Source organism: Nonomuraea sp. NPDC003707, assembly GCF_053587055.1.
In genome coordinates this window covers 1-13,366 of sequence record NZ_JBSFNK010000039.1, presented here as the reverse complement: position 1 = coordinate 13,366, position 13,366 = coordinate 1, and the positions used below count along the sequence as shown (strand labels likewise).

The window sequence follows — 13,366 nt, the reverse complement described above, 5'->3', positions numbered from 1 at the left end:
GACAGTGGATTCGAAGAAAGCGCGATCGAAGTGATTCGAGAGATGGCACCTTCGCGAGGCACTTAGTAGCTATATAGCCACTTGCTGAGATGTAGTCCAAATGCAGGATGGTAGGGCGCAACTTCACCGCACCCGCTGCGGACGTGGTGTGATACAGCGATGTGACGCAGATCGACCCTGACGAGAGCAAGCTGTATCTGACCATGGCGTAGGACTTGTTCTCGCGCTGGCTGCTGGGCTATGCCACGCCTGTGTATCACGATGCCGCGTTGACCTGCGCTTCACTGCAGATGGCGGTGGCCGCTCGTAGTGGGAACGTGGACGGCGTGATCTTCCATTCGGATCGCTTGAACCCAAGAAGTGCACTGTGGCCCGCGATGAGGAGCTGTGCCGGCACTTGGAGGTGGTCCAGCCCATGGGCAGGGTTGGCTGCGCGCTGGACAAACCTCACTCACCTCGGCGACATCAGCTGGCTCGCCTCCACTGGGACCTAATCGAACATTGCGGCTACATCAGCGGGCTACACACTCCAAGGACGGCGCCTGCGCGGAAGGCGCGAGCTTCGGCGCCGAGCAGCCGACGCCGTCGCTCATCCAGATGCGGCAAGATCGCCCCAAGCTTCGCCGTCAACATCTCCACGGTCAATACCGACACGCCCGTACCAGACCATCGACCGCAACACCGGAATGCTACGAGTTCTTTCCTGCAGGCCCTTGGTTGCAGCAGGAGTTCGAGGTGGCCCGCGGCACCGTGTGCGGGCGATGAAGACGCTCGCGGAGGAGGGCTGGACGTCACGGCGCCGGGGCGCTGGCACGTTCGTGACACCCGCGGAGTCATGGCAAAGGCGTGAGCGCCCCCGATCTCCTCAATAGCACCACCACCCCCGTGTAAACCACGAACCACCTCCAGTCGTCATCCTCGGTATGGCCTTCAACCCTGGACGGTTCGCGCAATTGAGCGCGTTCGAGCGATACGTGCTGGACGCGATCGCACCGTCACTCGAAATGACGACGGGACTCTTGGTCGTGGACTTCAGGGATGAAGACCGGACATCTCCGCGGGTCCACGCATTGCCCGGCGGCATGCCCGCCAGGGCTGTCGCCTACGTCAACGGTGCGAGTGCTCGGGAGTTGGACGTCACCCCGATCGTGTTCGGGTCCGCATGGAAGATCTTGGACCTGGTGGCTGATGAAATCTTGGGACGCAAGGCCAACGGCGACCCGATGACCATCGAGGCCAAGTGCAAGACCGCAGCCACAGGGAACGGATTCGCCCGGCACAAGCCTTTCCTCAACGAGGTGGATCTATGGAAGCGGTACATGCACTTGTACGCCGACACCCTGCCCCTTCGGCACTCCCTCGTTCACCGGGAACTCATCGTTCATGCCGATGGACGCGTTGAATCATCTCCTGTGCAGGGAAACCCCGTCCGGCCCACGACTATGGACCGCGACGAGCTGGGCTACTTCTTCCGCGCCGTACAAGGATTCGCAAGAGCACTGATCAGCGGAGACCTGCCGAGGCGCGAACGGGACAACCTCGCGTTCATCCTCTCCCACCTCAATGGCGTTCACGGGCTGGGCACCCTTCCCGGCCGGGCAGTAAGCCAGGCGGTCCTGGTTCTGGCACGTCCAGAGGTCCTGCCATCTGGCGCCATGCAGTATGACGCGCGTGCTGCACTCAGCTACGTGCATGGCCAGTGGCCGAACGCTGGCGTTGACCTGTTGCTCAAGCTTCCTGACGGCACCGTTCTCCGGGGACATCTCGAGGATGCGCCCGAGGCTGACCCCGCTCCGATTCGGATCAATCCGCCACCTCGATGGTTGGAGGTTGCTCCACCTGAAAACTGGACCAGGTGGGACAGACTCGGTTCGCCTTGAACCGGCTCGCAGCCAGATCCCTCGCTCCTCCGGACATCTCCGATGATCATCGGACGGTCGCGGCGAGCGTCACTTGATGGTTCTTGGGATGCTGGGCAAACCCGGCTATGGCAGAGGAGGGGCGAAGCGGCGCGCGTGGGGGTGTGCCCGGCCTGTGCGGCGACCGGGCTGGCATCCCGCCGGACGGACGCTAGAGGCGCACGCTGATGGAGCAGATCGGCGGCATCTGCCGCAGCACGACGATCACGAGCACGATCAGCAAGATGCTGGCTGCCGCCACCCACGGCCGAGCCTCGCCCACCGCGGCGGGGAGGAGCGGCCGCAGCAGCGCGCCCAGGTCGATCGGCAGCGTGAGGGGAATGGTCAGGTCCATGTGGATCTCCTCTGTGAGAGTGATCCGACCGGGTACCGTCGCCGTCGCCTACCATGGAGGTGTCGATTTACCGTGATAGGCGACGGCTTACGCTCAGTCGAATCGCGTCCCGCCCCGGTTTTCCGGGGCGGGGTTTCCACTCCCAGTATCGGTGGCTCTAAGGCTCGGCGCGTACCAGAACAATGCGGCCTCCCGTTCACCTCGCCAAGATCGTGAACGCATAGTACGAGTTAGCATGTACTTAGCGTTTCCGCAGGTAGGGTACAGTTATTTAGCGCTTTAAAGATCTTGATGGCTTCGTCCGGAGGTTGATCGGGAGACCTTGTCGGGCGGGTTCTCGCGAGTGCGCTTAAGCAGGCAAGAAGCTTATCGATCTTGATGTGAATGCCGCTGTAACGGTTCCTGAAATGCCGAATATCCGGAACCTCTCAGTGGACTGAACGCGGGCTTCCTTGCCCTCGAGTTTGACCGCCCGGTGAGCGGACGTCGCACCCAGGAGGCGTGTCTTGAATGCCTCACAAGCCCCACAGGAAACGTATTCGTTCGCTAAAAGCGAAATTGGAGAATTCTTCACGTTTCACGCACAAACGCAGGCTGAGGCTTCTCCGTCCGGCTGTTTTGCCTGCTCATGGGGCTCGACCTGGCAGCGTGGCCGGATGGACGATCCACCCGAAGGAGAACGCTGTCTCGACGCCCTCCGCCACGGTGCCGCCCGCCTCGTCTTCCCCGTCTGGACGCCCGGCCTCGACGACTGGATGGTTATGTGGCAGTCTGCGCCATCCTGGGTTCGCGGCGGCGACCATGCCGACCGCAACGAGCCGCCGAGCCACCGCGTCGCCGCCTGGCCGCCTGAAAGCTCGTCCCACCGATCGCAGTCGTAGGCCGCGCACAGGCCCAGCACGCTCACCATCTGCGCCAGCCGGTAGGTGACCTCCTCCTCCGAGGCGGTGCCCTCGCGCACCGCGTCACTGGTCACCCGACCACCTCGGCCATGTCGACGCCCGACCGCAGCGCGGTGATCAGCGGCACGGCCTGCGCTCAACGTTGATGTCGCTCACGGTCGGAACGCCTCCCGCTCGAGGTCGCGAATGGTGTCGCGGATCTGCAGGCCGAGACGGCACATGCTGCCCGGGTCGCTCGGGTCGAGCACGCCCTGCACCGTGACGCTCGGGTTCAGCTTGTCGATCGAGATGCCGCCACCGCCCGGCCCGAGCAGCCGACCGGACAAGAACCGGCGACGGCGCCTACCCATGGCGAACGCGCCGGCCAGCGTCCCGGACACGCTCGGCAGCGTCAGCGACCGCCCGAACGCGTCGGCCGCGCTGCCGAGCACCATCTCTACGGCCGCCACCACGGCGCCGCGCTGAAACCACAACCCGTCGGCGGGCGCGCTACCCATCGACATGCCGCCTGGTACTCACCACAGCGCGAAGAACAGGTCGCAGGCTGCGGAAACGAACACTTCGGCTCCGGCGTCGCCCGACGAACCAGACGCCACGCTAAGTGCGCTGCCAGAAAGCTCCGTGGTGTCGGTGTGTCCCAGACGTCACCCAGGTATGATCCACCTCTTGATTCTTTGATCAAGGGATGGGTGAATCTGCAGATCAGAGTGGTAGGGCGCCCGGAGCCCGAACCCGGAACCTACGGATTAAAAGAAATGTCTAAGAATGCCGCCCAGCGCTATGTCGTATTAGGTGCCGACGAGCAACCATAGGGCGGATGGCATTCCTTGACCGTTCTCACTTTATATTCGATTGGCGAGCTTACGTTCTGGATGGTTGCGGCTGGAGGCGGGTCTGGTCCGGACCGGACGGTGCGGGCACCGAGAATTCATCCATGCAGGTCGCAGCGTTGCTTAGCGATCATACGAGTCCCTTCCGAAGCTCGCGGGGCAATACCGGAATCGGCAAGATGATCTCTCGTGCTGCTGCGCCTGGCCTACCTCGCCGTCACGAACACCTTCTCATTCATGTGACTGCTACCGATAGCCGATCGTGACAAGGAGATCGAAATCCTGGCGCTCCGGCATCAACTGATGGTCTTACAGCGACAAGTGGCCAAACCCGTGTTCACTCCGGATGGCCGATTTCTACTCTCAGAACGCAACCTCCAGGGGCAGGCATGCCGCGAATACCGTGCGGTGATTGGGGTGTACCTGACCACCTGCGGCCTCGACACCCCGAAGACGAAACGCGCAGAGGAACGATACAGAGGGGCGTGCGGAAGCCAGGTAGGCGGTGACCTCCTCGAGGTGCCGGTCACGTCCCGAGCGCCGTCGGCGGCCGAAACTCGGCCCGTACAGAGAGTGTTCGTCCGGCTCAGGTGCCGGTGGGGCGGGAGCGGAGGTAGCCGGGCAGGTGGCTGTCGCAGCAGGCCCACTTGGTGCCGGACTTGTCGGTGACGGCGTACTTGGGCTTGCCGCTGCACGGGTTGTTCTTGCTGCCTCCCCAGGTGCACCGCCGTCGGCTGTCATCGCCGGGAAAGAGATCGGGATGGTGATCGTCGATCTCGGCCGCAGCGGGACGCCGACCAGTGAGGTCTCCGACGGCGAGGATTTCCTTGGCGCCGAAGGCGCGGCTGACCCCGGAGGGGGTGAGGCCGGCGGCCTGGCCGAGGGTTTCCAGGGTGTGCGGGCGCGGGGTGACGTAGACCCGGCCGTAGGCCAGGAGCAGCCGGATCTGCTCATCGGCGGCCTTCTTGATCGCGACGAGGTCCTCAAGAGCGACGAGGAGCGGATCAAAGTCCGGGCCGTGGTCTGCCGCCGCGGCTTTCAGCCTGCCAGTGAGGAAGGCGTTGCGGAGCCTCCACGCGTCGTCCACCGCGGCGCCATGCACGCGTGGAGGGGTCTGGTCGCTTTCGGGGAAGTGCGGCAGCGGCCAGCGGATGGCGAAGATGTCGTCCAGAAGTTCCTGTGAAGTCATGCTTGAAGGATGCACAAGATTTTGAATCAGTACAAGAGATTTGCTGAAGGCAAGTATGGGGCGGCCGGCAAGATTCTCGCAAGGCGGCACACCTGACAGAGCGCAGATTTTGTTCGCTTCCGTAGGGTGCATCACCGCAGGTCATCGTCATGGACCTGGCCCCTGCACTGAATCAGCCCCGTACTTGGTGCCTCTGTCCACGGCCGATACTCGGTCCGTGCCGCACCGCCGGACACCATCGTTGGGCGAACATATCCGGTTCAGAGGGAGGCTGGATACGAGGAAGATGCCTCCTTCCGCGAAGACCGGCAGGTCGTCACGGACCTGGCCGCTTACCTCGATGAGCACGCCCGCCTCATCCCCGCTGACCGTTTCCCCTACCCCCCTCCCTGCCCAAGGTGGTATGAAAGCAACGCCGGATTGTCTGCCAAGACCATGACTCGCACGACCTCGAAACCTGAGCGCGCGGCACGCGAGACCATCCACCACCGCAGAATCGAACCGAGTCCGCGCCCGGCGAAAGCGTCCCACGTGGCTCTTGCACAGACATGCGACCGGCACTGCCAATGGCTTCGGTGTCCAGACACTCGGATCGGCGTCCGGGGTCAGCGTGCTGGTTGCCACCGGTTCCTCACCGGGCGTCAAGCGCCGCCATCACCGTCCATCGGCGCTCGATCTACCGTCCATACCGGTTCACGTCGAACGGCCTCCACCACGCGCAGACGCGTTGAATGATTTGGCCGTAACGGTTGCGATGCATTTAGGGAGCTGACGGACTATTACCTCAACCGTGAAGTCTTATCGGGCATATTGTTTCTAGTTGATTGACGTCCTTATCGGTGATTGTGCCGCGAAGGCTGCCTCCAACGGCCCATCGTCCGGTTAGATGCCCGTGCTGGCCTGCAACGATGGCGGTTCCTATGCCTAGTTTGGCGGACAGAAGTAGCAACTGTTGACGTGTGGTCGCCCGTGCGATCAGGTCGCGGGCGTTACCTGGGAAAAGCATTTCCCCCGCAAAAGAGTTAGCTTCCTGTTCGGGTGCATCATCAGGATTTCCTTCCAAGTCCAGGAAGGTGGTTCGCCGGGGATGGAGGGCGATGTGGCCGATTTCGTGAAGCAAGGTGAACCAGAAGATGTCGGGCTTGCGATTTCGTTCGGTCAACCCGATGACCGGTCTATCAGCTCCCAGCCACCATGTGGCTCCACACACGCGAGTGCCGGGGACCTGCCGGACGAAGGTGAGAACCACTCCGGCCTCAGCGAGCGCATCTCTGGCCGTCGCGAAGCCGTCGGTGATGGTTAGATTTGTCATTCCTCGGATAGCTCGCGCGGCCGAGCGAAGGGTGCTCACCCGTAGGCGTGAAACCTCCGCTTGTTCTGCACTGCATTCAACAAGGCGAAGCCATAGGGCGGTGTTCTGTTCCAGAACGGCGAAGGCCTGACTTCGGCGGAATGACACCCGTGGCCGTTGCCACGTTTGCTCAAATGCTTCGGGGCTGGCTACACCGAAGAATTTAAGTATTTTATCCACTCTGTGGACGGGGTCGTCGTTTTGGCTAGTGACTCCGTGCCGAGTCAGTGTTGGTAGATCGAACGCGTTAGCCCATGTTGTGTATTCGGCGAGAGACGCCTTGGCGCGTTCCCGGCTGGAATAAGCTTGATAGTCCGCATCGGCTCGAATCCAAAACTCTGCATCGATTCCGAGCGCTCGCTCAAGGAGCAATGCGACATCCCCGGATATCCCGATGATCTCTTTCACGACCTGGTTGACGTGCTTCGGAGTCAGTCCTGTGCGTTCGGCGAGTTCGGATTGGCGAATCCCGCGAGCTTCCAGAACCTGTCGCAGGAGCGCACCGGGATGAAGGGACCACCCTGGAGTGATGCCAGTTGGTTCATTCTGTGCGGTCACCCGACCATCCTGAGCCTGAGCCCCGACCGTCCACCGGCGACAAGGTCGGTGATCTCCAGCCTCCGGACGGCAGCAGGCCGAAGGTGGGGCTGCAAGATGCTTTCGCCTTCCTGGCCCTTCGCGTTCGCGGTCATCACAACACTCCTGAACTTCAGTGTGATTTCAGAGGAGATCCTCTCAGGCGGGGGGATGATCATGGTGACCAGCCCGAGCTGGAACACTTCGACCAGGCTCGGTGCTGCCATCCGCAACACGTGGATGAGCATCATCACCTGATCGCTTGCGCCTGGCCACGTCTGGGCCAACGCCACGGACGACGTGATGATCTGCGCTAGTCCGGTGTCCATCACGGTCATGATCACTCCTCCAGTATTCCAGCTAGCGGTTGAGGCGACGAGCGACTCGCGTGACGTGTCTGGCCTCAAAAGTTAACCGAGATCGCGAGATCTATGCTTCACTAGGAAGTGGATCAGGCATAGATCTGGATGGCAAACTTCAAAGGATCATGAAGGGTAGACGTAGATGCGTATCCACACCTACTCGGCTGCAGGTTCAGCCGTGCTCACGCACTCCGAGGTCTCTCCGGGTACCCGCATGCGGGAACTGCTGACGCTCGAGGCCGATGACATCGCCTACCGTCTGGACGAGGAGGTCGAGCTCGACATCGACGCGACGGTCGCCGAGATCTTCGGCGACAACCCGGGGCACGTGATCGTTCACCCCTGCCGTGCCATCGCCGTCACGGTTTCCTACGCGGGCTCCCAGGTCCGCATCACCACGGCCCCGTCCACTCGGCTCAAGCGGGTCCGGGTCAAGGCAATTGCCGAGTTCGAGCTCAGTGACACGGACGCTGCTGACCTGGTCCTGCGGCTGCCCGGCTCTACTGACGATCTTCCCGCCACCAGCCCGATCGGCGTGTACGCGCCCAAGGGCACCTGCACAGCAGCACTCGACCTGGTGCACCTCGTGCGCCCCCAGGGCTGAGCACCGCATGACTGTGCCTGGCATCGACCCCAGCAGGCAACGGCTCGACCTCGACCTCGCCTCCAACGAATTCGAGAACGGGGTCGATGCCGGGCTCTGGCGACTGGTCACCCTGGACTGGCCGCACCTGCTCGTCGCGATCACCGCCGGCGACGGCCACGCGCTCGGAATGAAGATCCTGCTGGACGGTTACCCACGCCTGCCCCCCAGCGGGCAGCCATGGGACCTAGGACGAGGTGCTCCCCTTCCGGTCGAGCAATGGCCCACCGGAGGAACCGCGGCGCAGATCTTCCGCACCGATTGGTCGGTCGGAAACCAGAACGCCCCGTATATGGCATGCGATCGCCAAGGGCTGGCCACCCACGCGAACTGGGCGGCAGAGCATCCCAACCGAGCATGGAACCCCAGCCGCACGATCACCTTCTACCTGCAGCAGATCTACCTGGAACTCCAAAACGCCGTACTACCCCAACCTGGGCCGGAGACCTCATGACCACCCCGAACCCTCGGCTCACGATCGATGCGGCTCTCTTTGAGGTACTCCTCGACGAACTCGCCCGCCGCGGGCAAGGAAGCCGCGAATCAGGAGCATTCCTGCTGGCGGGCGCCAATCCGATAACGGAGCCGCAGGAACGAGGAGAAACCGTGGTCAGCCTCGCGTTCTACGACGACCTCGACGAGAACTGCCTGACGGGAGCAATCAGTTTCGGCGCTGACGGCTACACCGCTCTCGGCGTGATCTGCCGCGACCAGAACCTCCGCGTCGTCGGCGACATCCACACCCATCCCCGTTCCTATGTCGGCCAGAGCAAGATCGACGCCGCGCATCCCATGGTGGCACTGCCCGGACACATCGCGATCATCGCGCCCCGGTTCGCCCAGGTCCCCATCACGATCAGCGAATTCGGCGTCCACGTCTTCGACGGACGCGGCCACTGGACCTCGCACTTCGGCGACGACGTCGCCGACATCCTGCACGTCCATGCCTCTCATCACACCGTCAGCAAGACGGCAGCCGCCTTCGCCGCGCTCCGGCGTTTGGGCGCCCGCCTCAAGCGCCGCATATCCCTTTGGAGCTCGCGATGACCGCACCTCTCAAGCCCGATGACATCAACCGCACCGTCCTCCTGGCCGCGCACGACGGTTCACAACCCACCCTCCAAGCGGCGATCACGGCGCACGCCGCCACCGGGATCATCATCTCCGCTGACAACGCCACATGCTCCGACGCCAACGGACAGGCGGCTCTGCTCACCGCAGTAGCGACCGCTACCAGGGCCTTCGGCACTGCCGCCGCCATTCTCGACGCACCAGAGACCCTCATCGCCAGGGGGCCCTTCACCGGCCGTACCCTCGCGGAGGCCATCACCGATCAGGGCGCCCACCTGGTCGCGAACGAGGACCGAGAAAGGATCAGCACCGACTCTGCCGATTGGCCCGCGGTCCTCATCGGGGCTGACGCTTTCGTGCCCCCTGACCATGCCCGACGCCACGGCAAGCCGCGCCCCATATTCCGCGCCTCCTGGTCGGGGTGGGCCGCACACGTCCACACCGGTCAACCACCGCCGCAGCAACCGAATGGCCAGCCATGTGTCTTCGCGGCGATCACCGCTGCGGCGCTGGCGATCAGCGAAGGCTTCGCCTACATGCGAGCCCGACCAGGCAGTGATGCCGGCTTCCGCGACATCACTTTGAACCTGTGGAACCTCAGCCACGACGGCAGCGACAACGGCCCGGCGCTCGTTCACGCCCCCAACTCGTGGTGGCTCGTGGGCCTCGGCCACCTCGGTCAGGCCTACAGTTGGGCCATCTCTTGGTTGCCCTACCTGGACCCGGCCGAGGTTCACATCATTCTGCAAGACGTCGATCGGACCGTACCCGGCAACCACAGCACGGGTGTTCTCACTCCACGCGACTCACTCGGAACCCCGAAGACCCGTCTGGTCGCGGCAGCGCTGGACCATGCCGGATTCACCACGCAGATCATCGAGCGCCGCCTCGGACCAGACCTTCGCCGGGCCGCAGACGAAAGCCATGTCGCACTCATCGGCGTCGACAACCTCCGCACCCGCCGCATGATCTCCAACGTAGGTTGGCGTACCGCCATCGACATCGGCCTTGGCAGCGGATCGGAGAGCTTCTCCTCCCTTTTGATGCGCCGATTCCCCGGCAACCAGGCCAGCGACGAGGTCGAGGCCTGGGCCACCGACCCACGCCCGACAGCCGTCCCAGCCACCCAGGCATTCGCAGATTTGAGAAATCACCACGACGCTTGCGGAATGGTCGAACTCGCCGGCATAGCAGTGGGAGCATCGTTTGTTGGCATCGTCGCCGCCTGCATCGGACTTGCCGAGGCCACCCGGGAATTGCACGGCGGCACAGGCTGCGACATCCTGGCCGTCGACCTCGTCACCATGGACCTGCAGAGCGCAGCCGCTAATGTGGTCGCTGACATCATCAGCATTCCGCTATAGGACCGGATGCGGCTGCTTAGTTCGGAAATGGGTTGCCTCAATGGATGAATATCAGCCGATTGACCTGGCAGGCCCGCAACTTGATGATGGACGTGAGTGGCCGTATTGCCGGGCTGTGGTTTCTGATCCACAGCCGGGACCTGCTCTTCACCTCCGCGTCAGGGAGGTGTGCGCGGCTGAAGTGCTGCGGAACATTACCACCATGCCGCGGACGCCGGGGATGTACGCAATCTGCGAGCGGGGCATCGGCGCCCTGTGCTGCGAACTGTTGAATCGAATTCTGATCCTCGGCAAAAATGCCGCCTGGCCCTGGTGATCCGTGGTTACCTGATCCACTACAGCGGGCACCGGCCACACGAGTCCCGGCACCAACGGCCACCAGACATCGCAACGCCGCCCGCGCTGTGACTGACTTCGCTGGCGCGCGTCCATACGTCGAAATGGTCGTGGCAGGAATGATCAGTGAATGCATCATGCTGCTTAGGCGTAGGTTCGCCACCCACAGTTTGGCGATTCTCTCTCCTCCGGGCCAGGATTTAAGACGCATGGATAAGCGAGTGGAATTCTGCGAGCGGGTTGTTGATCTTCTCGCGAAGCGTCCCTTGGGACAAGAGCGCTTCATCACACAAGGGGCCCAGCTCTGTCTCGCCGAGGACGATCGCTGCGACGAGCGCCCGGCGGAGGATCGATCTGACCTGTGTGGCGGCTTCGGTCAGTTTGCGGGGGTGTGGATCGCTGCCATGGGCGATGCTGCTGCGAACGTTGTAGGCGTCCTTCACACAACGGAGTGTGCGCAGGCGATCGCCGTCATCCTTGCCGATAAGGACGGCGGCGCGTTGTGCCGTCCTGCGAGAGAGATCTGTGTGGTTCTCACTGCCAGAAAGCAGGTTCTCCAGTGACGTCATGTAGTTGAGCACAACCTGCGGCTCGTCGTCGGGGAACGTCACATCGGCGTCGTAGCCGACCATGTCCGATGTGTCCAGGAAGCGCAGCGCACTGCGCCGGATGCGGTCGTGGAGCGTCTTGCCGAGGTCCTTCTCGGTGAGCCGTGTAGTGATCTTCGTCAAGAAGCGGATCAGCCGCTCGCTGTGGCTGTCGTCCACGTGAAGCGGCCCGAGCAGCGGGACCTCGTACTCATCGCCTGGTGATCCGGTGTACGTGTACGGGATCGAGGAGTACAGGCAGTCGACGGTCCGGCCGGGTTCCACCACATACTCGGCCACGACCCGGGCCGGCTCGTCCGACCACAGGTTGACCGCCAGGAGCGGCGCCCACACTGACCTTGTCGACGGGCCGCGGGAGAACAACCGCAAAGGCAAATCCCGCACGGGTGCCTGCTCCGGGGCCGGGGCGGCCAGGACGACATGCCATCCCGACTCCAACAACGGATCCCACGCCCGGGTGGGCGCGTGCTCCGCTGCGATCGGAACCGGCCGCTGGGCTCTCCACTCGTCTACGCCGGGTCGTGAAAGCCTCCATCCGCCGAGGTCGACCGACCTTGGCAGCTCCCAGTCGATGTTGAGAACGAAATAGTGCCACAGGTCTTGGGGCGGCCCGGCCAAGTACGCGGCGAGCTGCCCGGCCAGAGCCTCGGCGTTGAACTCGTGGTTGGACCTGAGCAAGGCGGCGACCCCGAGCCGAAATAGCGCATCGCCTTGCAACGCCCGGCCTGCACGTCGATCGCCGCACACGCCGTCCAGATACCCGTTGGCCCGAGCGGCCGCGTTCGCCGCCTGGCGTACGGCGTCACCCGCTGGCGACTCGGCGATTGCATCGGCGGTTTCCCGGTCGGTCAGATCGGCATGTTCGCCGGCTCGTAGTCGTGCATCGGAGATGAGGTCGACCAGCGCCGCCACCAGCTCCAGATGTTCGGGGGTCACAGCGACAACGCTAGCCCTACCCGCGACGCCGCACACAGCAGAGACCTACACCCAGCGGACCGTCGTCCACGGCACCGTCTGCCCTCAGATGCTCTGCGGCGCTCATCGCAGGCCCCAACATCAGCGTGGTTGGTCGTGATACTCATGAGTTAAGAACCGTTGTGGCGCAATCTGGTTGCGTACGGTGGCGATCTGATGTCATCTAGTGATATGCGTCGGTGGGCCAAGCTGAACGAGCGCCAAATGACGACCCTGCGCCGCATCGCGGAGGGTGAGTCGGTCACTGCCAAGCACAGTGATCTGGCTCGTACGGTTTACGCACTCCGGGACAGGGGCTTAGTTTCGACCCCACGGATAAACGGCATCTGGATCGCTGAGGTAACCGAGGCAGGCCGCTTCTACCTCGCGCATGGCTATTACCAGGGTGCCGCGGCCCTGACATCTCCCACCGTGACTTCCAAGAGCGGAAGACGAACTGTCAGCCTTAGGCCGCAATCACCTCACGCCCTGGCGGCTGAACTGATCAAGCGCTTGCAGGACGAAGGGGGGACGCTGCATATCCAAAACCCGGACGAGGCCACCAGAGCACTTCATCGTCGGGCCTTGGACGCGGCCAAGCGCCACGGATTGATCCCTGAAGGCTTCCGCCTCCTGCATACCGGTCGCGATCGCGGAGATCTCATCCTCCGGCTGGAGGATCCTGCACACCCCGACGAGACGGACTGGAATCGCATCCGATTGAGTGCGCGCGACCTGATCACCGACCCTCACCAACTTGTGGACTGGCTTCGAGAAGATCGTCATTCCGTCGATGTCACCGACGCGACGATCGGCCGCGCCCGGGTCTGTACGGTCACTGGTGTAACTCCTGATCAAGGAGAACGCACCTGATGAGTACTGTGATCCAGGCATCGACGGAGATCGACCTGGAGGACACCAGCGTGG

At 63.2% G+C, this 13,366-nt stretch carries 13 protein-coding genes; 7 read left to right on the top strand and 6 right to left on the bottom strand.

The window, feature by feature from the left end:
- Positions 1-923: 923 nt before the first annotated feature.
- A complete protein-coding gene (locus tag ACWDRB_RS55190; RefSeq protein WP_449908680.1) occupies positions 924-1,880 on the top strand; it encodes a hypothetical protein in 957 nt (318 codons plus the stop codon).
- A 190-nt stretch (positions 1,881-2,070) separates the two neighbouring features.
- On the opposite strand, the gene ACWDRB_RS55185 is transcribed toward ACWDRB_RS55190, so the two are convergent.
- The 5 genes from ACWDRB_RS55185 to ACWDRB_RS55165 form a co-directional block, all read right to left on the bottom strand.
- On the bottom strand, positions 2,071-2,253 hold the full coding sequence (locus ACWDRB_RS55185) for a hypothetical protein (RefSeq protein ID WP_449908678.1): 183 nt from the start codon (positions 2,251-2,253) through the stop codon (positions 2,071-2,073).
- A 1,054-nt stretch (positions 2,254-3,307) separates the two neighbouring features.
- Positions 3,308-3,652 (bottom strand): hypothetical protein, encoded by a 345-nt coding sequence (locus tag ACWDRB_RS55180; RefSeq protein ID WP_449908676.1) that lies wholly within the window; start codon positions 3,650-3,652, stop codon positions 3,308-3,310.
- Between the two features lie 919 nt (positions 3,653-4,571).
- The gene (locus tag ACWDRB_RS55175; protein ID WP_449908674.1) at positions 4,572-5,174 is read right to left on the bottom strand and encodes a hypothetical protein; all 603 of its coding nucleotides are present in this window, start codon (positions 5,172-5,174) and stop codon (positions 4,572-4,574) included.
- A 784-nt stretch (positions 5,175-5,958) separates the two neighbouring features.
- Positions 5,959-7,083 (bottom strand): ImmA/IrrE family metallo-endopeptidase, encoded by a 1,125-nt coding sequence (locus ACWDRB_RS55170; RefSeq protein WP_449908673.1) that lies wholly within the window; start codon positions 7,081-7,083, stop codon positions 5,959-5,961.
- The gene (locus ACWDRB_RS55165) at positions 7,080-7,439 is read right to left on the bottom strand and encodes a hypothetical protein (RefSeq protein ID WP_449908671.1); all 360 of its coding nucleotides are present in this window, start codon (positions 7,437-7,439) and stop codon (positions 7,080-7,082) included. Before ACWDRB_RS55165 ends, ACWDRB_RS55170 begins: the two co-directional genes overlap by 4 nt.
- 202 nt (positions 7,440-7,641) lie before the next feature.
- Here ACWDRB_RS55165 and ACWDRB_RS55160 point away from each other — a divergent pair, with 202 nt between their 5' ends.
- The 5 genes from ACWDRB_RS55160 to ACWDRB_RS55140 are packed head-to-tail and all read left to right on the top strand — an operon-like array spanning position 7,642 to position 10,857.
- The gene (locus tag ACWDRB_RS55160; RefSeq protein WP_449908669.1) at positions 7,642-8,067 is read left to right on the top strand and encodes a hypothetical protein; all 426 of its coding nucleotides are present in this window, start codon (positions 7,642-7,644) and stop codon (positions 8,065-8,067) included.
- Positions 8,068-8,080: 13 nt separating this feature from the next.
- A complete protein-coding gene (locus ACWDRB_RS55155) occupies positions 8,081-8,560 on the top strand; it encodes a DUF7665 family protein (protein WP_449908667.1) in 480 nt (159 codons plus the stop codon).
- Positions 8,557-9,153, top strand: a complete 597-nt coding sequence (locus tag ACWDRB_RS55150) for a hypothetical protein (RefSeq protein WP_449908666.1) — start codon at positions 8,557-8,559, stop codon at positions 9,151-9,153. The genes ACWDRB_RS55155 and ACWDRB_RS55150 overlap by 4 nt, the downstream gene beginning before the upstream one ends.
- A complete protein-coding gene (locus tag ACWDRB_RS55145; RefSeq protein WP_449908664.1) occupies positions 9,150-10,541 on the top strand; it encodes a hypothetical protein in 1,392 nt (463 codons plus the stop codon). The genes ACWDRB_RS55150 and ACWDRB_RS55145 overlap by 4 nt, the downstream gene beginning before the upstream one ends.
- A gap of 40 nt (positions 10,542-10,581) precedes the next feature.
- Complete coding sequence (locus tag ACWDRB_RS55140) at positions 10,582-10,857, top strand: hypothetical protein (protein ID WP_449908662.1); 276 nt, start codon at positions 10,582-10,584, stop codon at positions 10,855-10,857.
- A 220-nt stretch (positions 10,858-11,077) separates the two neighbouring features.
- Here the strand turns inward: ACWDRB_RS55140 and ACWDRB_RS55135 are convergent, their stop codons facing one another.
- The gene (locus tag ACWDRB_RS55135; protein WP_449908661.1) at positions 11,078-12,421 is read right to left on the bottom strand and encodes a hypothetical protein; all 1,344 of its coding nucleotides are present in this window, start codon (positions 12,419-12,421) and stop codon (positions 11,078-11,080) included.
- Between the two features lie 243 nt (positions 12,422-12,664).
- Between ACWDRB_RS55135 and ACWDRB_RS55130 the strand changes: the two genes are divergently transcribed.
- Positions 12,665-13,312 (top strand): hypothetical protein, encoded by a 648-nt coding sequence (locus tag ACWDRB_RS55130; RefSeq protein ID WP_449908660.1) that lies wholly within the window; start codon positions 12,665-12,667, stop codon positions 13,310-13,312.
- Positions 13,313-13,366 lie beyond the last annotated feature (54 nt).